We start from the raw sequence: 21524 nt of genomic DNA, 5'->3' as shown, positions 1-21524 counted from the left end.
CTGTTCTGAATTAATGATAATAACAATATGGAAGAATTACGCTGTAGTGGGAATAATCCGTTGTTGCATCAACACCTGTTGGGCAATATAAGGTTTTTCATCATCTTTAGGTTGAACTGCATGCCATTGATCATTGGCATCGAGTTCCCAAGCACGAATATTGTCCTTTAAATAACTGAGTAGCCCATATTCAATAATCTGTTTTTTAAGCTTTTTATCTTCAATTGGAAAGCAAGTTTCGACCCGAGAAAATAAGTTTCGACCCATCCAGTCAGCACTTGCGCAGTATAAGTCCTCATTGGCATCATTATAAAAATAATAAACACGAGTATGTTCTAGGAAGCGCCCGACAATAGAACGAACTTTAATATTTTCCGAAAGTCCTTCAATTTGTGGTCTTAAACAACAAATGGAACGAATAATCAGCTCTATTTTAACCCCAGCTTGAGATGCTTTATACAAAGCTGTAATCAGCTTAGGTTCAGTCAATGCATTGACTTTAATGATGATACGGGCTTTTTTACCCGCTTTTGCATGTGCTGTTTCTTGCTCAATCAAATGTAACAGCTGAGAGTGTAAGGTGAAGGGGGCATGAAAGAGTTTTTTTAACTTTAACAATTTACCCATACCTGTCAGCTCTTGGAAGATCTTATGTACATCTTCACAAATTTCATCATTTGTAGTCAGTAAACCATAGTCGGTATACATCCGTGCATTTCCAGCATGGTAGTTGCCTGTGCCAAGGTGTACATAACGTTTAAGTTTGTCGATTTCACGTCGCACAATTAAAATCATTTTGGCATGGGTTTTATAACCGACAATACCATACACCACAACTGCGCCAGCTTCTTGTAGAAGATTTGCGACGATAATATTGGATTCTTCATCAAAACGCGCACGTAATTCGATAATCGCTGTAACTTCTTTCCCATTGCGAGCAGCTTCTGCCAGCACTTGTACAATTTCTGAGTCTGGACCACTACGATATAAAGTTTGTTTAATTGCTAAAACATTGGGGTCTTTTGCCGCTTCTTTGAGTAGATTGATAACGGGCTGGAAAGAATCAAATGGATGATGTAATAGCAAATCCTGCTTGCTTAGTATTTCAAATATTTTATTTGAATTTCTTAAGGCTTTGGGAATAACGGCTTGATACGGCTTAAACCTTAATTCTGGAATATCAAAATCAGTAATCAGACGTGTTAAATTGACAGGACCATTCACTTGATAAAGATGTTGTGGATCTAAATCAAATTGTTCTAGTAAATAATTATTAATTGAATTTGGGCAATTATCTGCGATTTCTAAACGAACTGCACGACCAAAACGACGTGAAGATAATTCATCTTTCAATGCCACTGCCAAATCATCGACATCTTCTGCCAACGTTAAGTCAGCATTACGGGTAACACGGAATTGATAGCATCCCGTTGCCGTCATGCCGGGGAATAAATCACTGATATGCTGTTGGATAATGGCTGACAATAAAATGTAATGTTCTGCACCGTCTGTGAGCTCGTTTGGTAAGCGTACAACACGCGGTAAGGAACGAGGTGCGGGTACAATGGCCAGTTCAATCTGACGACCAAAAGCATCTTTTCCTTCTAAGGTGACAATAAAGTTTAAGCTTTTATTGACCAAACGCGGGAAAGGGTGAGCAGGATCTAAGCTAATTGGTGTTACAACAGGTTGTACTTGTTTAAAAAAGTAATTTTTAATCCATTCCGCGTGTTTTTCTAAAATATCATTATATTGGATGAATTTGACGCCATAGTTTTCTAACTCAGGCAATAACACATGGTTTAAGGTGTCGTATTGCTCTTGAATCGCAAGATGTGCGTTATGTGAAATTTGCTCAAGAATGACTTCGTTTGGAATACCATCTGGCGCTGTGGTAATGGTTTTGAAGTCCAGTTGTTTCATTAATCCAGCGACACGAATTTCAAAAAACTCATCTAAATTACGTGAAAAAATAATGAGAAAATTCAATCGTTCAAGCAGAGGATGAGTTTCATCTTTTGCTTGGGCTAACACACGTTTATGAAATTCCAGTAAGGAAATTTCACGATTAATATAGCTGCTAGAGCTATGTTGAAATTCAGGCGTGGTTAAACTTTTTGAAGCGGGCATGATCTGCGTCATTTGAAACTGTCTTAACGACCTTGAAGGGCATAGTAAGTATTCTACATGACAAAATTGTTACAGATAGTTAAAATTTTAAAAATTGTCTTAATCTTAAACGATTAAAAAATATTAATTTTTTAATCGTTAGATCAACTTGAAAAAAAACCGAATCTGCTTAGACAAAATGTGAACTGATACAATGCACCAAGACAATATTATTACAAATTAAAATTTGCATTGCTCATTTTTGAGTTTTAGCTCATAGGCTTTATGTTCAGACATCAGTTTTATTTTTACATAATAAGGATTTTGACGTTGGAATTCATTTTCAAAAAGTAAATGACAATTTTCAAGCATTCCTTCCATCAAAAGTTGCTGAGTTTTTTCTTTACCCATGCTATTTGAAAACTGATTAAAATCTTTAGATGTAATTAAACCTTGCAAATCAACATGATCATGATACATATGAATTTTCTCAATCACTGTGTTTTGGTCGACTTGTACAGGCAGCACGCGAGAGTCTTCTTCACTTAACGCAGTTAAAACATCATCTAAATTTTGTTGATCTATAATTTTATAACCCTGTCCAATCAAATTCTTTTGAATCAAATAATCATCTAATTCAGTTGCATAACTACTTTGAGAAATGAGCATGTACATTGACATTGCGAATAAAGGAATTATTTTAAATTTCATTTGAATTATACACATATTAAAAATATGGATTTTATTATACTGAAACAAAAAATAAGCACCATAGTTGGTGCTTATTTATCTTAAAACAAAACAAATTAGTCTTTGTTTAAATTTTCATTGATTAAAAATTCAACCAAGGCTTTTTGTGCGTGTAGGCGATTTTCTGCTTCATCCCAAACCACAGCGTTTTTGTGATCCAGCATATTTTCAGAAACTTCTTCACCGCGATGTGCAGGTAGGCAATGCATAAATAGACAATCTGGATGTGCTAAATCCATTAATTTTTCATTCACTTGATACGCAGCAAACGCTTTTTCACGAATTTTTTGTTCTTCTTCTTGGCCCATACTTGCCCAAACATCCGTCACGATCAGATCTGCATTGACCGCTGCGTCTTCTGCTGATTCAAAAAGTTCTACGCAATGTGCAAATTCTGAAAGAAATTCAGGTTTTGGTTCATAACCTTTCGGAGACGCGATTTTTAACTTAAAGCCCCACATATGCGCAGCTTCAATATATGAATTACACATATTATTGCCATCGCCAATCCAAGCCACAGTTTTGCCATTGATCGAACCACGATGTTCAACAAATGTTTGTACATCCGCAAGTAGCTGGCAAGGGTGGTGGTCATCAGTTAATGCATTGATAACCGGGACTGTTGAATATTCAGCAAAACGTTCAACAATATCATGACCAAATGTACGAATCATCACGATATCAAGCATGCTCGAGATCACACGTGCAGAATCTTCAATTGGCTCACCACGACCCAATTGAGTGTCGCGTGATGAAAGAAAAATTGCACTGCCTCCAAATTGGCTCATACCAGCTTCGAAAGATACACGAGTACGGGTACTCGACTTTTCAAAAATCATCCCCATGACTTTTCCAACAAAGGGTTGAAATACTTCGTTGTTGTGTTGTTTTCGCTTTAACTCTTGAGCACGTTCAATGATACGGTTAAGTTCAGCAGTGGATAAATCACGTAAAGTAAGAAAATGTCGTAGAGCCATGGTTACTCCACAATAATTGTTTAGTCAAAACCAATAGGGAAATTGACCAACAATTCATTGTTGGTGGTTGATGAAAATAAAAAGGAGAATCAGCTAATATACTATATGAATATGAAAACGCAAAAAAATTAGACCTTTTGATGGCCCTCTAAGAAGCGATCTACACAATAACTTACGCAATTGAATATTTCTTGATCAGATTCTTTGATTTCAATCCCCATTAAAATTCGCCATTCCAAATTTCTAAGAATTCCAAAATAAAATTGTGCTGAAAATAAAGGATTTGCACAGGTTAATATTTGATTTTCTACACAACGTTCCAAGGCACATGCAATAGAGTGTTGTACTTGCTTTGGTCCTTTTTCATGAATATAGACGGCCAATTGAGGGTCTTTTTGTGAACGTTCAAGGACCAAGCGTATAAAAGCAATATTTTCAGGAATGATCATATGCTTATAAAAGTTAATCAAGGTATTGATCAAATATGCTCTGAGCTCATTCAATGCGGGGTTAAATGGAATGCAGATATCTTTAAAGAATAAATCACGACGATAGTCACAGATCGCTGTAAATAGACCTTCTTTACTACCAAAATATTTGTAAATCGAGGCTTTTGACCCGCCTGCATGATTCACGATGTCATCTAAAGATACCGCATCATAACCATGCTCTAAAAAAAGATCGTTTGCACTAATCAGTAATGCCAAGCGACGCTCATGCCCACGTTTAGTTTGTGGAAAATCACATCCTGTAGCTTCAACTTGTGCTAAATCTTCGTTCATAAATTACTGAGGAAAAATGGGTTGTAACTATTATATCAAAGATGTCAATAAATTTCTTAGCAAACGTGCTATTGGAAAAAATGATTAAAAAAAGTGCATAAAAATGAAAAAATGAATCAAAATTCATTTTTCTTTGACTAAAGTTTTAGAGTAATATACCTAAATGGTCATATGCGAAATATAAATTATGGCTATACTCAAAACTCAATAAACAAGTGACCACTGTGGAAGGGAATATGACACAACAGACGTCTGCAGGCTTAAGATTTAGACAAGCTCTAGAAGTGGAAAAACCATTACAAATCATTGGTACAGTCAACGCTTATGCAGCGATGATGGCGAAACAGGTGGGTTATAAAGCCATCTATCTTTCAGGTGCTGGTGTGGCAAACTATTCTTATGGTTTACCTGATTTAGGGATGACCAGCTTAGACAACGTATTGGAAGATGTTCGTCGTATTACAGAACGTGTAGATACACCATTACTTGTTGATATCGATACAGGTTGGGGTGGTGCATTTAATATTGCACGGACAATTAAACAAATGATTAGTGCTGGTGCGGCAGCTGTCCATATTGAGGACCAAGTTGCACAAAAGCGTTGTGGTCATCGTCCAAATAAAGAAATTGTTTCTCAACAAGAAATGGTTGATCGCATTAAAGCAGCAGTTGATGCAAAAACAGATTCAAACTTTGTTGTGATGGCACGTACAGATGCATTGCAAAAAGAAGGTTTGCAAGCCGTGATTGATCGTGCCTGTGCATGTGTCGAGGCGGGTGCAGATGCGATCTTTGCTGAAGCAATGACCGACATTACCATGTATAAAACAGTCTGTGATGCAGTAGGTGTCCCTGTTCTTGCAAATATTACAGAGTTTGGTGATACACCTTATTACACCACCCAAGAGTTAGCTGAACAGGGCATCAGCATGGTGCTATATCCATTGTCGGCAACACGTGCAATGCAAAAAGCAGCCCTCGAAGTTTTTCGTTCAATTCGTGAAAATGGTACACAAGTTAATGTACTGGATAGCATGCAACAACGAAAAGAACTTTACGAATTCCTTGATTATCACACTTTCGAAAACACCCTAGACAAACTGTTCACGCAGGAGAAATAATAAAATGGCTGAAGGAAAAGTACTTACAGGCGCTGGATTGCGCGGTCAAGTTGCAGGTAAAACAGCACTTTCAACAGTAGGCAAGAGTGGCGCAGGCTTAACTTATCGTGGTTATGATGTGCATGACCTTGCAGAAAATTGCCAATTTGAAGAAGTCGCTTATCTTATTTTCTTTGGTGAATTGCCTACAGCAGAACAGTTGGCGACATATAAAGCTAAATTAAAATCACTTCGCCAGTTACCGCAAGCTTTAAAAGAAGTGTTGGAACGTATTCCTGCTGATTCACATCCAATGGACGTGATGCGCACAGGGGTTTCAATGTTAGGTAATCTGGAAACTGAAAAATCATTTGATCAACAACAAGATGTGGCAGATCGTATTCTTGCAACTTTGCCAGCGATCATTTGTTATTGGTACCGTTTTAGTCATGATGGTGTACGTATTGAAGAAAATACCGATGACGATTCAATCGGTGCACAATTCTTGCATTTACTACGTGGCGAAAAGCCAAATGAATTACATGAACAAGTAATGAATGTTTCATTAATTCTTTATGCTGAGCATGAGTTTAACGCGTCAACATTTACTGCACGCGTATGTGCTTCAACATTGTCTGATATGCACTCGTGTATTACTGGCGCAATTGGTTCACTGCGTGGACCTTTGCATGGTGGTGCAAATGAAGCTGCGATGGAAATGATTGAAAACTGGACATCTCCAGAACAAGCTGAACGTGAAATGCTGGGTAAGCTTGAACGTAAAGAAAAGATCATGGGCTTTGGTCATGCGATCTATAAAGACAATGACCCGCGTAATGGCATCATCAAAATTTGGGCTGAGCGTTTAGCAAAAGATGTTGGTGATACAGTGCTTTACCCAGTATCAGTACGTTGTGAAGAAGTGATGTGGCGTGAGAAGAAATTGTTCTGTAATGCCGATTTCTTCCATGCATCTGCATATCATTTCATGGATATTGCAACAAAATTATTCACACCAATCTTTGTGATGTCTCGTGTTACGGGTTGGGCAGCGCATGTAATGGAACAACGTGCTGACAATCGTATTATTCGTCCAAGCGCAGATTATACTGGTCCAGAGCTCCGTAAAGTTGTACCGATCACTGAACGTTCAGCAGCATAGTCCATTAATCAAGATTGATAAAAGCAGTAAAAATAAAGCCTCCTAAGAGGCTTTATTTATTGGGGAAGTTGACCCGTAGGAAATAAAACAACAGCTTCTTCACGGTTATATCCTTCATCAAAAGGTAAGCTGAGTGATTCAAAAGTAATAAGCGCCCCTTTGTTTTTTGGCAGTTCAAAAGCCTGTTTAAGTTTAATTTCTGGACTGTAACTGGTTAAATTCTGTTGAAGACTTTGATATTGCGGACTTGATATTGTAAATATCGAGCCATAAATTGTTTTAAATGAGTCAGAGCTTTCAGTATCAGAAGGTCTTTGTTCGAGTAGATTAACGTTAAAGTCTTGAAGCGCGATCTTTTTAAGCGGTTTGAGCTGAGTCTTTATGCTTGAAAGTTTTTGCTGAAAGCTTTGTTGATCTGTAATACCTGTAAAATTTTCATCATATTTGAGCAGATCATAGCGTTTTTCACTCAGTGAATAGCGATAAACTTTTGGAATGTCATAGCTTGCTGAGTTTTCAAGAATTAAAACCGCTTTTTTATCTGAATCATAGCCGAGGACTTCAAGTGAAATATTGCTATCACTTTTTGCAAAAGCGAGAGCGCTAAAACTGAATAAGAGCGTTGATGTGATTATTTTTAACACGATTTATCCTCATTATTGTATTGGTAAGAGCAAAATAGCATCTTCAACATCATAGCCTGTTTCTTCTGGAATGCCGAAATATTTAACCACAATCAGCAGCTTATTCTGATTTGGCACGATATAGTTCTGAGTGATTTTTATTGTTTTAGCATACTGTACAGCTTGTTGGTTTTTGCTTTTTAAAGAAGCTGTTGTAACTTTGTATATGGTTTTATATTGAGGAATCTTTTGGGATTGATCATGCCAAGCAGGAACGTAATGAGTTTGACTTTGCACCACTTGAATTTTTGCTGTATTGGCATTTCCTATAAGTAACGGTGTTAAATGCTTTTTAATTTTATTTAGGTCTTTTTCAAACTGGATAGCATCTTGATCATAGTCAATTTGATGCGTTTTGGGATTGATATATAACGATTGTACTTCAATCAACTTGTCAGGTGTTTTACTGTTGAGCTGATAATAGTATAACTGCGGCAAGCGCCCACGCTCATCTTCATAGTGTCTTAACAGATAAAGTTTTTGTTGTTTTGCTTCATAACCCAATACTTCTATTGTTTGTCCACCACCGACAGTTGCATAACAATGTAATGACGTTGTAAGGATAGTGGTGGTGATTATGTGTTTTAGAAATTTCATCCGCAAATATTCTTGATGTGTTTTAAGATATCTTGCTTAAATATTGTTTAAATTAAAATGGTGTTTGAGTAAAAATAAAAGCCAATATAAACTTAAAAAATGCGGAAGAATTAAAAACAGAAGATTAGGCTTCTTTTAACTATATAAATGCTAGATATAAAAAAAGGAGATCATGATGATCTCCTTAATGAAATTTCGCTTGCAAATAATTAGAAATGTTCAGCAGTTGCTAAGTTCCACATTCTAAAATAGAAGTTTTCTTCATCTTTATTTTCACAACTGAGCAATTCGCCGTCTTTCATCCAAAAGTGCAATTGAGCATAGTTTTTGATTTCACGGTCATTGATTCGTTGTGCCAAATGATGTGCTTTAATCTCAGCAGGATGTTGTAAGCCAGCTGCGGCAATCATTTCCGCAAGCGCTTTTAAGGTGTTTTTTTGGAAACTAAACACACGGTCTGCTTTAGATGGTACATCTAGCGCTTTTTGACGTTCTTTGTTCTGCGTTGCAACGCCAACAGGACATTGGTTGGTATGACAGCTTTGTGCTTGGATACAACCCACCGCAAACATAAAGCCACGTGCAGAATTGACCCAGTCGGCACCCATAGCCATCGTACTAGCAATATCAAAGGCACTGATAATTTTACCACTTGCACCAATCTTGATTTGAGAACGTAACCCTGCGCCAATTAAGGTATTGTTTACAAAAAGTAGGCCTTCACGTAAAGGTGTCCCCATATGATCAATCAGTTCAATAGGGGCAGCACCTGTACCGCCCTCTGAACCATCAACTACAATAAAATCTGGAGTGATTTTGGTCAGCAGCATGGCTTTTACAATGCTCATAAATTGCCAAGGTTGCCCGATACACAATTTAAAACCAACCGGTTTACCGTTGGATAGCTCACGTAATTGCTGAATAAAATGCATCATTTCAATAGGATTGCTAAAAGCAGAATGTGTTGCTGGAGAAATACAATCCACGTCCATAGAAACCCCGCGTATTTCGGCAATTTCTTTGGTGATTTTATCTTTAGGCAGAATACCGCCGTGCCCTGGTTTTGCCCCTTGTGATAGTTTGATTTCGATCATTTTGATCTGAGGCAAAGCCGCTTGTTGCTTAAATTTTTCAGGATCAAACTTACCATCTAAAGTACGGCAACCGAAATAGCCACTGGCAATTTCCCAAACAATATCACCACCCGGTTCAAGGTGATAAGGACTTAAGCTGCCTTCACCTGTGTCATGATAAAAGTTGCCTTTTTTTGCACCAGTATTTAAAGCAAGAATGGCATTTGCACTCAAACTACCAAAACTCATTGCTGAGATATTCATGATCGAAGCGCTATAAGGTTGTGAGCACTGATCATTACCAATACTAATTCTAAATGTATTAAAATCAGCAGGTGTTTTGGGTGTCATCGAATGGGTTAAAAAACGATAGTCATCTTGATAGACATCAATAATTGAACCAAAAGGCTTATCTGCATTTTCATTTTTAGCACGTTGATAGACTAAGCTTCTTTGTGCACGTGAAAAAGGTAAGGCATCATCATCAGATTCAATGAAATATTGACGAATTTCAGGACGTATATCTTCAAAGAAAAATCGGAAATGTCCCATTAAAGGGTAATTTCTTAAAATAGAATGCTGTGTTTGGATGATATCGGCAAAGCCAATTGCGGCCAATATGGATGAAATAATCCAAGCTAAATTCAGTACAGTATCTGAAAAAAAGTAATAAATATAATGACCTTCGTTAAAGAAAATAATCCAAGTCAAATATAAAGATACAAATATACAAAGGAACCAAACGGAATAACGGGAGAAAAAAGTATTGAGAAGTTGATGTCGAATTGCTTGAGCAGGACTTGCCATGAAGTAAATATCTCATTCTTTATATAGCGCTAAATTGCCCAAATTGATGAAAAAGCTCAAGTAATGATTTGTTAGACTTGAGAATGGTTCTAGATTAATAATTGAATGATTTATTTTCTAAACAATTTGAGTTAATTTAACTGAAATATTTATTCAATATGCGATGAAAACAAAAAGGAATCGAAAATGTTTGAAGAGTTTCTGACAAAATTGTTAAACCCCAGTATCAGTTTTTTAGCCATTTATGTTTCTGTGATCGTTGTTATTGCTTATATCGGGCTGTTCTTCCAGTTTTTTAAAATAAAAAATCTAAAGCAGGAAAACGAGACATTAAAGCATCAGTTAAATTCTCAAGCTCACTCAAATATCAGCTTAAGCAAGGATGAGGGAATTACTTCTTAAAAAATGGTGAAAGTGAATTGATAGAAATAAAGCCTGAATTTTCAGGCTTTATTTAAGCGTTACATTGTTAGAGTTAGATTGCGGATTTTATTCGTCAGTTGGAACAAGCATCAAGATAGATTCATTTAATAATCCAGCAATGTCCTCTAATATTTCATCATCAGACAATTCATGATTGAGTTTGACACTTTGTCCATCTGCAATCTGCTTTAAATGGGGTGCAAATTGTTCAGAAATACAGATCGATTCACCATTTGCCCAGAATAATAATTCATGATTCTGTTGAAGATAAATTAATCGAGAGGCTGGCTCAATTTGTAGTAAATAGCCTTGGTCAAGAACTTCTTCTAAATCTCCAGTGCCAATCGCTTCAGCATCTGGAATATTTTCAGGGTACTTTGCTTCAGCCATTAGACTCATAATGGCATCTTCTAACACTTTAGAATTATTTAATTTTGCCAACAATTCAGTTTTTAAATAATCGAGTTCAACTTGTGTCACTTGCCCAATCGGGTTTTGTTTATTCCGTAAGATGTCGATAAGCGGATTACGTAGTTGCTGGTCTTCGACAAATTTATCGCTGACACGGTCCATCATGTCGGCAATATTTGGCATACGGAAACCAAAAGAGTAGGTTAGGCAATCGTCTTCTGCGACACCGTAATGCGACAATCCTGGTGGGACATAAAGTAAATCGCCTGGCGCTAAAACTTCATCAAAATTGATCTCCATTTCTGGAAGTAGCTTTAACGGCTGCCCTTCAACAAATTCAGATTCAGCATCACACATTTGTCCAAGTTGCCAATGGCGGTGTCCATAACCTTGTACAAGAAATACATCATAAAAGTCAAAATGCTGACCTACAGAACCACCTTTAGCAGCATAAGAGACCATAATGTCATCACGACGCCACTGTGGAATAAAAGGAAATTTCTTCCAAAGCTCTGCTAAATCAAATGAATAGTGATCAACAGCTTGAATCAATAAGGTCCAAAGTTTTGGCATTTTTTGAAAATCACCTTTGATGAGTGGTGATGATTTTACTGACCATTGATTTGGATCTTTGTCTTTTTGCTTAATCAGGCGTGCTGTGATGTTTTCATCCAGAGCAAGCTCCATGACGTCATCTGGAACAAGGATATTGGCAATTTCAGGTAAAGCATTACGAACCAATAAAGGTTTTTTTTGCCAGTATTCTGAGAGGAATTGTTCAGCAGTAATTCCGCCAAGAACATCTAAAGGTAGGGACATGAAAATAGCCTAAGCAAATTTGAATCTATAATGTGGCTATTGTCTTATGTTAAGTAAAAGGGTGCAAGTTGATTTCTAAACCATAATTTTTAAATTTAGATTATAATGAATCAATCTTAAATTACTTTATATAAATTTAAAAAATGTTAAAAATTAAAGGATTATGCCTGGTTTTATGTTTGATTGTAAATGTATTTAGCATTAGTTACGCAGAACAAAACGTAAGTAATGCCTTTAAAATGCAGAATAAATATACTTATAGCAAAAAAATTAGAATAATAAAATCAGATGATTTTGATAAAAGTTTTAAAGAATTATTAGAAGAGGGCTATATATCTATTAAGTCTGAAGTTTTTAAAGAAAATACAGGTGACTATGATTATAAAAAAGTTGTAGAGCGAATGAACGATAATGCTAAAAAGATAAGAGCAGAGCTAATTTTATTTAGTAGTGAAAATCAGGGTTCAAGTATATTTCAAAGTAAAACTGTTCACGCAATTCCTCGTATGGCTGGTTCGAATAAAAGTAATAATGTTTTTAACAATAGTTTAAATCAAGATAATATGGATGGGACCTATATGGGAGCTTTTACTAGAACTTCTAGTACCACCAAATATAACGTTAATTATTTAATTTTTTTTAATTCTAGAATGGGAATATATCCAGTCAATTTGTCAGATATTGACAAGTCAAATAATGGATTGCAAACTGGGGTAAAAGCAATGTTTATAAAGAAAAATACTCCAGCTGATGGCCAAATTCAAGAAAATGATATAATTATCAAAATAGGTAATGACGATATTATGAATGTGAATAGTTTTGTTGAGTCCTCAAATAGCTTGAAAAGCGGTTTTATTACCCTACAGATTCTACGTAAAGGGCAAAAAATGAATAAAATAATTGCTATAAATTAACATTAGATTGAACATGAAGGTAAATATCAAAAATACTTTCACCTTCAAATCCATAGCAAACTAAGGCAGTTGAATTCCCAACTCCCTTAAAATTCCACATAACTGAATCATTGGCATACCCATCAAAGTGGTTTGGTCTTGCCCAATCATTTGTTCAAATAAACTAATACCAAGACTTTCACACTTAAAGCTACCAGCACAATGCAGAGGTTGATCAATTTCGATATAACGCTCAATTTCAGTCAAAGTTAAGTCACGAAATTTCACATGATAATGTTCGACCAAGGTTTGTTCAAAACCAGAAGCCAAATGTTGCACACTTAAGGCAGTACTAAAAAAGACATTTTTGCCTGAATTGGCTTGTAGCTGTTGAATGGCTCTTTCTACAGCTAAAGGTTTACCAATAAAATCTTGTGGTGCATGTTCACGCCAAGCCACCTGATCTGACCCAATCACAATTGCATTTGGATGAACTTGTGCAATGACTTTGGCTTTTTCAAAAGCCAGACGTTTAGCCAAATCATCGGCATGAGACTCACCCTGTGATGATTCATCGATTTCAGGAGAGATACAATGATAGTCTAAGCGCAAACGATTCATTAAATCTTTACGGGTTTGGCTGGATGAAGCCAAAATAATTTCAGGGTGATTCATCTTTGAATAATTCATGCCTAGTTATACTGCATATTCCATCAAGAGATCTAAGGGAACATACGCCAAAACAGCTTGATGACAGGCTTGTAGTTTTACACGAGGTGCCATGTCGTTTTGATAGGCCTCAACCCAACGTGTCACACATAAACACCAAAAATCACCAGGTTGTAGTCCCGGAAAGCCGTGTTCTGGCAGCGGTGTAATTAGGTCATTTCCCACTTTTTGTGAAAAATTTAAAAATTCTGAAGTCATTTCAGCGCATACAGTGTGCTGGCCGAGGTCGGTTGTTGCTGTATGGCAGAAACCATTACGAAAATAACCTGTGATTGGAGAAAAACAACAACTTGCTAAAGGTTCACCTAAGACATTTAAACCATTGATTTTAGGATCGGGATGAAAAGACATAAGCGTATAGAATTTAAAAGTTCGCCCTATAATAATCAAATCTCAACTTTTCTACAGCTTTTCTACAAAAGTATCTAACCTTTTTTTGTGTAATCATTTAGAATCTACGCGATTTTTAATATCTATAAGAGAGCTATACATGAATTTTCAGCGTATGACTGACCTCGATTTAGCAGGCAAGCGTGTACTTATTCGTGAAGACTTAAACGTACCTGTTAAAAATGGTGTGATTACAAGTGATGCACGTTTACGTGCTGCATTACCGACAATTAAATTGGCACTTGAGAAAGGTGCTGCGGTCATGGTGTATTCTCATCTTGGTCGTCCCGTTGAAGGTGAGCCAAAAGCGGAACAATCATTAGCTCCTGTAGCAGCTTATTTAACTGAGGCACTTGGTCAAGACGTTAAATTATTTACAGATTATTTAGATGGTGTTGAAGTTGCAGCAGGGCAAGTGGTATTACTTGAAAACTGTCGTTTCAATGTGGGTGAAAAGAAAAATAATGCTGAACTTTCAGCAAAATATGCAGCGCTTTGTGATGTATTTGTGATGGACGCATTTGGTACAGCGCATCGTGCAGAAGCATCAACTGAAGGCGTAGCACGCTTAGCAAAAGTTGCAGCAGCGGGCCCTTTGCTTGCAGCTGAATTAGATGCTTTAGGTCGTGCGTTGCAAACACCTGAAAAACCAATGGTTGCAATTGTTGCTGGTTCTAAAGTTTCTACTAAACTTGATGTTTTAACTTCACTTTCTGATATTTGTGATCAATTGATTGTTGGTGGTGGTATTGCCAATACATTCTTAGCCGCAGCTGGCTTCAATGTCGGTAAATCATTGTGTGAACATGATTTGATTGACACAGCGAAAGCGATTGCGGCAAAAGTATCAGTTCCACTTCCAACCGATGTTGTTGTGGCAGATGCATCTGCAATCGATTTTGCAGATTTCTTAGGTTCATTGGCAAATGCTAAAGCAACTGTAAAAAAAGTTGAAGATGTTGCAGACAATGACATGATTTTGGATGTCGGTCCTGAAACTGCAAAAGCTTTTGCTGAAATCTTAAAAACGTCTAAAACGATCCTTTGGAATGGCCCAGTTGGCGTGTTTGAAGTGGATCAATTTGGCGAAGGTACAAAAACACTTTCTTTAGCGATTGCAGAATCTGAAGGGTTCTCTATTGCTGGTGGTGGTGATACTTTGGCAGCAATTGATAAATACCAAGTTGCAGACAAAATTGGTTATATTTCAACTGGTGGCGGTGCATTCCTTGAATTTGTTGAAGGCAAAACACTTCCTGCTGTAGCGGTATTGCTTGAACGTGCTTAATTGAACAATTATTTTAATTGTGACGTTTATATGAAAGGCTGACCTCGCGTCAGCCTTTTTTATCTGAGAGATTCATTGTAAAGTAATGAAAATGAAATATAACTGCAATAAAATAGATCAAATCCAATCACCAACACTGGGAAATGTGATGAAATTTAAATTTACACTTGCAGCACTTCTTATTGCTCCTTTGGCATTTACTGCATGTTCTAAACAAGAAAAAGCACCAGCCTCAGAACAAACATCTTCTTCTGAAGCTACTTCAGCAGAATCAGCAAATACATCTGCAGAACAACAAGCTGTGATTGATGCGCTTGATCAGCCTGTTTTGGATGAAAAAAATACAGATGTAGCTGCTGAAAAAGCAAATGCTCCAGCAGATGCGGCTACGCCAGCGACTGAAGAAGAAGCACCTAAAGCTCAATAATCTTTCTAAATGTTGTTATTTGTTAAAAGTCCCTGCAAACGCGGGGATTTTTTATGAAATAGTCAATATTGTTGCTGAATTGAAATAAAGCAACATGTAGAATATGGGGCATTACTTGGGAGGATATTATGGCTCTTATCTCATTGCGCCAACTCTTGGATCATGCCGGTGAACATAGTTACGGCGTTCCAGCGTTTAATGTGAACAACTTAGAACAAATGCGCGCAATTATGTTAGCCGCTGACGCAACAAATTCACCTGTAATTGTGCAAGCTTCTGCTGGTGCACGAAAATATGCAGGTGCTCCATTTTTACGTCATTTAATTTTAGCTGCAATTGAAGAATGGCCACATATTCCAGTGGTAATGCATCAAGATCACGGTACAAGCCCAGATGTTTGTCAACGTTCGATCCAGCTTGGATTTTCATCTGTAATGATGGATGGTTCTTTAGGTGCAGATGGTAAAACACCAACGTCTTATGAATATAACGTTGATGTAACACGTCGTACTGTTGAAATGGCACATGCATGTGGTGTTTCTGTAGAAGGCGAAATTGGCTGTTTGGGTAGCCTTGAAACAGGTTTGGCTGGTGAAGAAGATGGTGTTGGTGCAGAAGGTGTACTTGATCATTCTCAACTTCTCACTTCTGTTGAAGAAGCTCGTCAATTCGTTGCAGATACCAATGTTGATGCTTTAGCAATTGCAGTCGGTACTTCTCATGGTGCGTATAAGTTTACTCGTCCACCTACAGGCGATATCTTGGCAATTGACCGTATTAAAGAAATTCATGCGGCACTTCCAAATACTCATCTTGTTATGCATGGTTCAAGCTCGGTACCACAAGAATGGTTAGCGATTATTAACCAATATGGTGGTGACATCAAAGAAACTTATGGTGTTCCAGTTGAGCAGTTGGTTGAAGCAATCAAGCATGGTGTACGTAAAATCAACATCGATACAGATTTACGTTTAGCATCTACAGGTGCAATGCGCCGTATGATGGCTGAAAAACCAAGTGAATTTGACCCACGTAAATTCTTCGGTGAAACTGTTGAAGCAATGAAACAAATCTGTGTCGATCGCTATACAGCATTTGGTACTGCGGGCAATGCAGACAAGATTCGCCCAATTTCTTTAGAAAAAATGGTTGATCGTTATAAATAATCTTTGATGGTTGTTGATCACCTAAAAGCCCACTCATACTAGTGGGCTTTTTCTTGAATCATAGGGACTCGGTTCCGCATAAATTTTGCAATGATTGGTGAGATAAGAAGTAAATTATGGAACTCATATTTTCAGCAGCACTTTGTAGTGTGCTGGTTTCAATGCTTTTAAAATGGACCAAACAAAAAGGTTTTGATGCATTGCAAATGATTGCTTGGAATTACGCAATCGCCAGTGTATTGAGCTATATTTGGTTTAAGCCTGATTTGGCCCATATTTCAATCTCAAATACACCATGGTGGTTGATTCTTGGTTTAGGCGTTGTATTACCCAGTATTTTTTTATGTCTAGCAAAATCATTACATAGTGCAGGAATTTTAAAAACTGAAATTGCACAGCGATTATCTGTGGTTTTATCATTATTGGCTGCATATTTTTTATTCCAAGAACAATTTAACCAATTAAAAATGCTTGGTATCGGTTTGGGTATCGTGGCAGTTTTATGTATTGTACTTTCCCAGTCGAGTTCATCAAATTCATCCCTCAATCAGAAAGGGATCCTTTATTTACTCAGTGTTTGGGTAGGTTATGCTTTGGTTGATGTTTTATTGAAATATACAACCAGTCTGGGCTTACAGTTTCCAGTTACATTAACCTTGATGTTTATCTGTTCATTCCTATTATCTGTCGGTTACTTGCTAATTCGAAAAACTCAGTGGAAGCTTCAGAACTGTGTTGCGGGTTTGGCCTTGGGGATCATAAATTTTGCCAATATTGCTTTATATGTCAAAGCGCATATTTTATTAAAAGATTCTCCAGCCATTGTTTTTGCAGGGATGAATATCCTTGTGGTGTTATTTGGGGTCATTGCAGGGCTGTTAATTTTTAAAGAAAAGCTTAAAGTGATTACCGCTCTAGGACTGGTTTTAGGTTTGGCTGGAGTGGTATGTTTAGCCTTGGCAATATAATGGCTTAACAGTAAGAAAGCTTCGTTGTTAATACGATTGATGCTGATCACTTTACAATGACATCAAACGGCAACTTTATAGATTAACTTGGTGGATATGAGATGGATGCATTTGAACAATTATTTATTCATTTAGATTTACAACTAAATAATATTCGCTTAGTACCACTGTCTTTTGAACACGAGCAAGGACTCGCTGAAGCGTGTCGTGATGGTGAATTGTGGAATTTACGAATTACCTCTACACCACATTACACAGAAGTTAAAAATTATATTGAAAAAGCATTAATCCAAAAAGCACAGGGCAGCCGTTATCCCTTTGTTGTCATAGAGCAAAGTTCAGGGAAAGTCTTGGGAACGACCAGTTATCACGATATTTTATTAAACGTAAAACGTTTTGAAATTGGCTATACATGGTATGCACAATCGGCACAACGGACCCATGTCAATACTAGCTGTAAACTATTGCTATTAGGGTTCGCTTTTGAACAACTTCAAGCCAATACCGTGGCGTTGCGGACTGATCAATTTAATTTTAAAAGCCAAAAAGCCATTGAACGTTTAGGTGCTAAAAAAGATGGCATTATTCGGGGTGATCAAATGCGTAAAGATGGTACGATTCGAGATACGGTGTTGTACAGTATTGCACAAGGTGAGTGGAACAATGTAAAAGCACATTTACAAGACATGTTGGCGCATTATAAAAAATAACTATTTTGTTGAATTATATTCGATTCAAGGGCATGCAAATGCCTTTGAAATCATTTGAAAGATCGTCATGGTGATTTCATATTTTGATCATAAAACTTTCAAAAACATAGCGGACAATGGAGGAGCATTCTTTACATTGGTGTAATTGCTATGAATCAAGATATCTTTTCAACGCTTTATACATCATTACAAACCCACCAAGTGCAGCTTTTACCACTACAAATAGAACATGAAAATGCTTTAGTTGAGGTATGTCAAGATGGCCGCTTGTGGGAATTGGAATATACATCGGTTCCACATTATTCTCAGATCAAGGCTTATATTGCCAAGGCACTTGAACAAAAATCTTTGGGAATACGCGTACCTTTTGTTGTTTTAAATCAGCGAAATGGTCGTATTGTAGGAACCACCAGTTTTCGTGATTTTATTTGGGAGGTGCGCCGTGTTGAGATTGGCTATACATGGTATGCACAATCAGCACAACGCAGTCATATCAATACCAGTTGTAAGTTGTTGTTGCTTGAGTATGCATTTGAAAAACTACAAGCTAACTCGGTTGTATTAAGGACGGATATTCGCAATATTAAAAGTCAAAGTGCTATTGAGCGTCTAGGTGCGCATTATGATGGTGTGTTACGTCAAGATGCGCTACGAAAAGATGGAACTGTCCGCGATACTGTTATATACAGCATAATCAAAGATGAATGGCAGGGCATTAAACAGCATCTAAGCCAGTTACTTAGCCAAAGCTATAAGGTTTAACTTAAAGGTTTGATTATGTATTTAACTACAATCTATATGCAAACGATGTTGTTGGCAATGAATGCATTGAAATAGATAGCCTGTTAAATCACCGTCGATACTGAGGTGATCTTGGATAAGCTCTACTGGATAACCATTTTCTTCGATATCGGCTTTGACCTCATCCCAAATTGGTTTAAGCATTTCACTATCCGCATAAGCGATAAACTGACATGGTTCATTGCAATGCACCAGCCAAACTTCTTGTTGCCAACTATGATAACTTGGCGTTTTTAAGCAGATTTCATCTAAAAATTCAGAGTTGATTTTTTCTGATGGATCATTTGGGTTTGAAGAAACACCTTCAATGCCACAATAGTCATTGTATTCTCCATCGTATTTTTGCGCTGCTGCACCATTGGCAATACACCACGGACAGATATAATCGGGTTCATCTACGCTATAGAAAGAGCATACGTACTTTAAATCACGTTGTTGATTGCAAGTTGAACAAATGCCATCTTCTTTTTCAAACAGATCAAGTTTGTATGCATTGGGATGATATTTAAACTGAGGATAATTCATATTTTTGATTCTTCTAGGTAGAGATTTTAACTATTGAATGTTAACAATAAAATTCTACACGAAAACTTTCAATCAGTTCAGGTGGAACACGTGTTGTTTGTCCATTGGTGCGCATAAACAATTCGCCTTTGTAATACAACGGACGGTCCGATTTATTACATTTAAAGACCAATATGGTTTTTCCTTGAATCTGTATTTCTTCTAGTGTGGTATAAATATTTGAAATTTTGTTACTTTCGTGTGCCAGTTTATCAATCAAACTCCGCTTCATTAAGTCGAGTGAATTATTAAAGTGTTCCGCAAGTTCATTTTCAATCCCTACAATGGTTAAATCATCAGCAACACCTATAAAAACATAGCCATTGCGGGTATTCATAAATGCAAAGCACGCTTTGACCCATTTATCTGATTTGCGGTTGGTTAATAGGTCTGTGGTACGTTCCTTAAATTCAATCCGTTGATTTTCACCCAGTTGAATTAAATTAAAATAGTATTCTGAACAGGAATTTTGCCGATAATGATTAAGTGTGGTCTTAATTTTTTCTAATGATTTATATGCGGCAACAGTTTCTAAATTATGAATATCTTGCCATTGGTAAATTAATTTAATCTTTAACTCGTTGGCTAAGTTTGGATCAGCAAGGTATTCAAAGCTCAAATTGAGATATTGTAAAATTTCTGTGTAAATAGCATGACTGGCAATTGGAATGGAAATTTTATTAAAGGTATTCCTAATTTTTTCTAAATTTTTGTAAAATTCAAAAGCTTCTTGGTAAAAACTTAAATATTTAAACTCATTTAAAATATGTTCATAAGGGCGATGAAATGAATTAGGAAACAGTTGCTTGGGCGGTATATGGATATATTTTTCAATCTGTTGGAAGTAATATCTTAAGGTGGGGTACTTTAAGGCCTGATCAAAATTGATTTCAAATTTCTCAGAAAGTGGCTTAGTGGTATAGGCTTGAAAAAACAGCAGTGTTTGGATTTCTTTGTATTTATTGGGGTAGTCATGCCAATGCGTTTCTAGAAACTCATTAAAATTCTTAAATTTATTGGTGAGATACATGTTCAAATCCATAGCAACACCTTTGATCCTCTATTGTTTGGTGTTCGGTATTTACAACAAATATGTCATCAGACTATTTATATATAGTTATTTATAAGTTAATTAAGTCAGGAAATAAAGCGTAAAACTTTAAATCGGATCGTGAAAGTTGTTAGAAAATATAACAAATATTTCAATTTGGTGAATAGCGCATTTGACAGCTTCATTTCGTCATTCATTGATAATTTGCGGAATTGCCGAACTTGGATCTTGGATAAATGATGCCAATCGTTCTTTTAATGTGGTGGCTCGTTCTGGAACCGCTTCAATTGCAATCTCAGCGAGCCTCTTGACCAATTGTAAATCACCAGCAGCACCAGCTACATAGCATAGGGTACACATGTGTGCGGGATGTAAGGGATTTATACAGGCCTGATGCGCTTTCTTGAGAAAATCTTCAGGCCAATGTGCCAATTCATTAAAGAAATTTTGGCTTTGACGATTCCACTCAGATACTAGAAATTGCACCATTTCGTTAGCATCTTGTTCATTTGAGGTATATGACCAATCGTTGTCATGATCATTGATTAAATAAGGTAGGATCGAACTACGCCATGCACAATCATAATCACGCATTTTTTCAATATCTAAAGCTTTACCTGTACATCGCATAACATATTCACCTAATGGGATAAGGTGAATACCGAGATTAACTTGGAAACAATGTCTTTTAATGGAGTGTTGTATATCGATGATTCGAATAACTTCTCCCTCAACCTGCCTAAATACATCGCCTTTTTTTATAAAGCCTTGTGCTTTTAAAATGGGATAAAACTGACGTTGTAATAGTTTGGAAATGACTTTTTTATCCATTAGATATATCCAT

At 36.7% G+C, this 21524-nt stretch carries 23 protein-coding genes; 10 read left to right on the top strand and 13 right to left on the bottom strand.

Features of this window, described 5'->3' with window-relative positions; all coding sequences use genetic code 11:
- Positions 1 to 36 precede the first annotated feature (36 nt).
- The 4 genes from ppk1 to L3V46_RS11025 form a co-directional block, all read right to left on the bottom strand.
- The gene (ppk1, locus tag L3V46_RS11040) at positions 37 to 2142 is read right to left on the bottom strand and encodes a polyphosphate kinase 1 (protein WP_004821325.1); all 2106 of its coding nucleotides are present in this window, start codon (positions 2140 to 2142) and stop codon (positions 37 to 39) included.
- 207 nt (positions 2143 to 2349) lie between these two features.
- Positions 2350 to 2820, bottom strand: a complete 471-nt coding sequence (locus L3V46_RS11035) for a hypothetical protein (protein ID WP_343212651.1) — start codon at positions 2818 to 2820, stop codon at positions 2350 to 2352.
- 95 nt (positions 2821 to 2915) lie between these two features.
- Positions 2916 to 3836, bottom strand: a complete 921-nt coding sequence (gene argF, locus L3V46_RS11030; protein ID WP_004720705.1) for an ornithine carbamoyltransferase — start codon at positions 3834 to 3836, stop codon at positions 2916 to 2918.
- A gap of 128 nt (positions 3837 to 3964) precedes the next feature.
- On the bottom strand, positions 3965 to 4618 hold the full coding sequence (locus L3V46_RS11025) for a TetR/AcrR family transcriptional regulator (RefSeq protein WP_004720703.1): 654 nt from the start codon (positions 4616 to 4618) through the stop codon (positions 3965 to 3967).
- Positions 4619 to 4854: 236 nt separating this feature from the next.
- Between L3V46_RS11025 and prpB the strand changes: the two genes are divergently transcribed.
- Positions 4855 to 5739: a methylisocitrate lyase gene (gene prpB, locus L3V46_RS11020; RefSeq protein WP_004720700.1), complete on the top strand. Its 885-nt coding sequence runs from the start codon at positions 4855 to 4857 to the stop codon at positions 5737 to 5739.
- Between the two features lie 4 nt (positions 5740 to 5743).
- Positions 5744 to 6880, top strand: coding sequence for a 2-methylcitrate synthase (gene prpC, locus L3V46_RS11015; RefSeq protein ID WP_239045703.1), 1137 nt, complete (start codon positions 5744 to 5746; stop codon positions 6878 to 6880).
- A 56-nt stretch (positions 6881 to 6936) separates the two neighbouring features.
- Here the strand turns inward: prpC and L3V46_RS11010 are convergent, their stop codons facing one another.
- The 3 genes from L3V46_RS11010 to L3V46_RS11000 all read right to left on the bottom strand — a co-directional run bounded on the left by L3V46_RS11010 (position 6937) and on the right by L3V46_RS11000 (position 10040).
- Positions 6937 to 7524, bottom strand: a complete 588-nt coding sequence (locus tag L3V46_RS11010; RefSeq protein ID WP_239045702.1) for a hypothetical protein — start codon at positions 7522 to 7524, stop codon at positions 6937 to 6939.
- Positions 7525 to 7536: 12 nt separating this feature from the next.
- Positions 7537 to 8160 carry a hypothetical protein gene (locus L3V46_RS11005; protein ID WP_239045701.1) on the bottom strand — a complete coding sequence of 208 codons (624 nt, stop codon included), beginning with the start codon at positions 8158 to 8160 and terminating at the stop codon, positions 7537 to 7539.
- A gap of 209 nt (positions 8161 to 8369) precedes the next feature.
- Positions 8370 to 10040 (bottom strand): FMN-binding glutamate synthase family protein, encoded by a 1671-nt coding sequence (locus L3V46_RS11000; RefSeq protein ID WP_004821337.1) that lies wholly within the window; start codon positions 10038 to 10040, stop codon positions 8370 to 8372.
- A 186-nt stretch (positions 10041 to 10226) separates the two neighbouring features.
- Between L3V46_RS11000 and L3V46_RS10995 the strand changes: the two genes are divergently transcribed.
- Positions 10227 to 10442, top strand: coding sequence for a hypothetical protein (locus L3V46_RS10995; protein ID WP_096734042.1), 216 nt, complete (start codon positions 10227 to 10229; stop codon positions 10440 to 10442).
- 87 nt (positions 10443 to 10529) lie between these two features.
- Here the strand turns inward: L3V46_RS10995 and L3V46_RS10990 are convergent, their stop codons facing one another.
- Complete coding sequence (locus L3V46_RS10990; protein ID WP_239045700.1) at positions 10530 to 11693, bottom strand: cupin domain-containing protein; 1164 nt, start codon at positions 11691 to 11693, stop codon at positions 10530 to 10532.
- Between the two features lie 143 nt (positions 11694 to 11836).
- Between L3V46_RS10990 and L3V46_RS10985 the strand changes: the two genes are divergently transcribed.
- On the top strand, positions 11837 to 12607 hold the full coding sequence (locus L3V46_RS10985; RefSeq protein ID WP_239045699.1) for a PDZ domain-containing protein: 771 nt from the start codon (positions 11837 to 11839) through the stop codon (positions 12605 to 12607).
- Positions 12608 to 12667: 60 nt separating this feature from the next.
- Here L3V46_RS10985 and L3V46_RS10980 read toward each other — a convergent pair whose 3' ends face one another.
- Together L3V46_RS10980 and L3V46_RS10975 are read right to left on the bottom strand one after the other, a co-directional pair.
- Complete coding sequence (locus L3V46_RS10980) at positions 12668 to 13261, bottom strand: Maf family protein (protein ID WP_239046771.1); 594 nt, start codon at positions 13259 to 13261, stop codon at positions 12668 to 12670.
- Between the two features lie 21 nt (positions 13262 to 13282).
- Positions 13283 to 13666 carry a DUF2237 domain-containing protein gene (locus L3V46_RS10975; RefSeq protein ID WP_004720680.1) on the bottom strand — a complete coding sequence of 128 codons (384 nt, stop codon included), beginning with the start codon at positions 13664 to 13666 and terminating at the stop codon, positions 13283 to 13285.
- 139 nt (positions 13667 to 13805) lie between these two features.
- Between L3V46_RS10975 and L3V46_RS10970 the strand changes: the two genes are divergently transcribed.
- From L3V46_RS10970 to L3V46_RS10945, 6 genes are all read left to right on the top strand, one after another.
- Positions 13806 to 14993: a phosphoglycerate kinase gene (locus L3V46_RS10970; RefSeq protein WP_004720679.1), complete on the top strand. Its 1188-nt coding sequence runs from the start codon at positions 13806 to 13808 to the stop codon at positions 14991 to 14993.
- 148 nt (positions 14994 to 15141) lie between these two features.
- A complete protein-coding gene (locus tag L3V46_RS10965) occupies positions 15142 to 15420 on the top strand; it encodes a hypothetical protein (RefSeq protein WP_151803120.1) in 279 nt (92 codons plus the stop codon).
- Between the two features lie 128 nt (positions 15421 to 15548).
- Positions 15549 to 16586, top strand: coding sequence for a class II fructose-bisphosphate aldolase (fba, locus tag L3V46_RS10960; RefSeq protein ID WP_004720677.1), 1038 nt, complete (start codon positions 15549 to 15551; stop codon positions 16584 to 16586).
- 116 nt (positions 16587 to 16702) lie between these two features.
- Positions 16703 to 17554 carry a DMT family transporter gene (locus L3V46_RS10955; protein WP_239045698.1) on the top strand — a complete coding sequence of 284 codons (852 nt, stop codon included), beginning with the start codon at positions 16703 to 16705 and terminating at the stop codon, positions 17552 to 17554.
- A 101-nt stretch (positions 17555 to 17655) separates the two neighbouring features.
- Positions 17656 to 18264 carry a GNAT family N-acetyltransferase gene (locus tag L3V46_RS10950; protein WP_004821359.1) on the top strand — a complete coding sequence of 203 codons (609 nt, stop codon included), beginning with the start codon at positions 17656 to 17658 and terminating at the stop codon, positions 18262 to 18264.
- A 150-nt stretch (positions 18265 to 18414) separates the two neighbouring features.
- Complete coding sequence (locus L3V46_RS10945; protein WP_239045697.1) at positions 18415 to 19026, top strand: GNAT family protein; 612 nt, start codon at positions 18415 to 18417, stop codon at positions 19024 to 19026.
- Between the two features lie 21 nt (positions 19027 to 19047).
- Here L3V46_RS10945 and L3V46_RS10940 read toward each other — a convergent pair whose 3' ends face one another.
- The 3 genes from L3V46_RS10940 to L3V46_RS10930 form a co-directional block, all read right to left on the bottom strand.
- Entirely contained in the window at positions 19048 to 19590 is a 543-nt protein-coding gene (locus L3V46_RS10940) for a CbrC family protein (RefSeq protein WP_239045696.1), read from the bottom strand.
- Between the two features lie 40 nt (positions 19591 to 19630).
- Complete coding sequence (locus L3V46_RS10935; RefSeq protein ID WP_239045695.1) at positions 19631 to 20671, bottom strand: ATP-binding protein; 1041 nt, start codon at positions 20669 to 20671, stop codon at positions 19631 to 19633.
- Positions 20672 to 20869: 198 nt separating this feature from the next.
- The gene (locus tag L3V46_RS10930) at positions 20870 to 21511 is read right to left on the bottom strand and encodes a DUF4304 domain-containing protein (RefSeq protein ID WP_239045694.1); all 642 of its coding nucleotides are present in this window, start codon (positions 21509 to 21511) and stop codon (positions 20870 to 20872) included.
- Positions 21512 to 21524: the final 13 nt, after the last annotated feature.

Origin of the sequence: Acinetobacter sp. AG3, from assembly GCF_022343575.1 — a bacterium.
Classification (GTDB): domain Bacteria; phylum Pseudomonadota; class Gammaproteobacteria; order Pseudomonadales; family Moraxellaceae; genus Acinetobacter; species Acinetobacter guillouiae.
This window is presented reverse-complemented; position numbering and strand designations above follow the sequence as displayed.

What these genes read in the sequence shown, in the direction of transcription:
- L3V46_RS10995 (WP_096734042.1), top strand. Translation starts at nt 10,227, where the DNA reads ATGTTTGAAGAGTTTCTGACAAAATTGTTAAACCCCAGTATCAGTTTT.
- L3V46_RS10950 (WP_004821359.1), top strand. Translation starts at nt 17,656, where the DNA reads ATGGATGCATTTGAACAATTATTTATTCATTTAGATTTACAACTAAAT.
- L3V46_RS10935 (WP_239045695.1), bottom strand. Translation starts at nt 20,671, where the DNA reads ATGGATTTGAACATGTATCTCACCAATAAATTTAAGAATTTTAATGAG.
- L3V46_RS11000 (WP_004821337.1), bottom strand. Translation starts at nt 10,040, where the DNA reads ATGGCAAGTCCTGCTCAAGCAATTCGACATCAACTTCTCAATACTTTT.
- L3V46_RS10990 (WP_239045700.1), bottom strand. Translation starts at nt 11,693, where the DNA reads ATGTCCCTACCTTTAGATGTTCTTGGCGGAATTACTGCTGAACAATTC.
- ppk1 (WP_004821325.1), bottom strand. Translation starts at nt 2,142, where the DNA reads ATGACGCAGATCATGCCCGCTTCAAAAAGTTTAACCACGCCTGAATTT.
- L3V46_RS10970 (WP_004720679.1), top strand. Translation starts at nt 13,806, where the DNA reads ATGAATTTTCAGCGTATGACTGACCTCGATTTAGCAGGCAAGCGTGTA.
- L3V46_RS10945 (WP_239045697.1), top strand. Translation starts at nt 18,415, where the DNA reads ATGAATCAAGATATCTTTTCAACGCTTTATACATCATTACAAACCCAC.
- L3V46_RS10955 (WP_239045698.1), top strand. Translation starts at nt 16,703, where the DNA reads ATGGAACTCATATTTTCAGCAGCACTTTGTAGTGTGCTGGTTTCAATG.
- L3V46_RS10940 (WP_239045696.1), bottom strand. Translation starts at nt 19,590, where the DNA reads ATGAATTATCCTCAGTTTAAATATCATCCCAATGCATACAAACTTGAT.
- L3V46_RS10965 (WP_151803120.1), top strand. Translation starts at nt 15,142, where the DNA reads ATGAAATTTAAATTTACACTTGCAGCACTTCTTATTGCTCCTTTGGCA.
- L3V46_RS11005 (WP_239045701.1), bottom strand. Translation starts at nt 8,160, where the DNA reads ATGAAATTTCTAAAACACATAATCACCACCACTATCCTTACAACGTCA.
- L3V46_RS10930 (WP_239045694.1), bottom strand. Translation starts at nt 21,511, where the DNA reads ATGGATAAAAAAGTCATTTCCAAACTATTACAACGTCAGTTTTATCCC.
- L3V46_RS10985 (WP_239045699.1), top strand. Translation starts at nt 11,837, where the DNA reads ATGTTAAAAATTAAAGGATTATGCCTGGTTTTATGTTTGATTGTAAAT.
- L3V46_RS11025 (WP_004720703.1), bottom strand. Translation starts at nt 4,618, where the DNA reads ATGAACGAAGATTTAGCACAAGTTGAAGCTACAGGATGTGATTTTCCA.
- prpC (WP_239045703.1), top strand. Translation starts at nt 5,744, where the DNA reads ATGGCTGAAGGAAAAGTACTTACAGGCGCTGGATTGCGCGGTCAAGTT.
- L3V46_RS10980 (WP_239046771.1), bottom strand. Translation starts at nt 13,261, where the DNA reads ATGAATCACCCTGAAATTATTTTGGCTTCATCCAGCCAAACCCGTAAA.
- fba (WP_004720677.1), top strand. Translation starts at nt 15,549, where the DNA reads ATGGCTCTTATCTCATTGCGCCAACTCTTGGATCATGCCGGTGAACAT.
- prpB (WP_004720700.1), top strand. Translation starts at nt 4,855, where the DNA reads ATGACACAACAGACGTCTGCAGGCTTAAGATTTAGACAAGCTCTAGAA.
- argF (WP_004720705.1), bottom strand. Translation starts at nt 3,836, where the DNA reads ATGGCTCTACGACATTTTCTTACTTTACGTGATTTATCCACTGCTGAA.
- L3V46_RS10975 (WP_004720680.1), bottom strand. Translation starts at nt 13,666, where the DNA reads ATGTCTTTTCATCCCGATCCTAAAATCAATGGTTTAAATGTCTTAGGT.
- L3V46_RS11035 (WP_343212651.1), bottom strand. Translation starts at nt 2,820, where the DNA reads ATGAAATTTAAAATAATTCCTTTATTCGCAATGTCAATGTACATGCTC.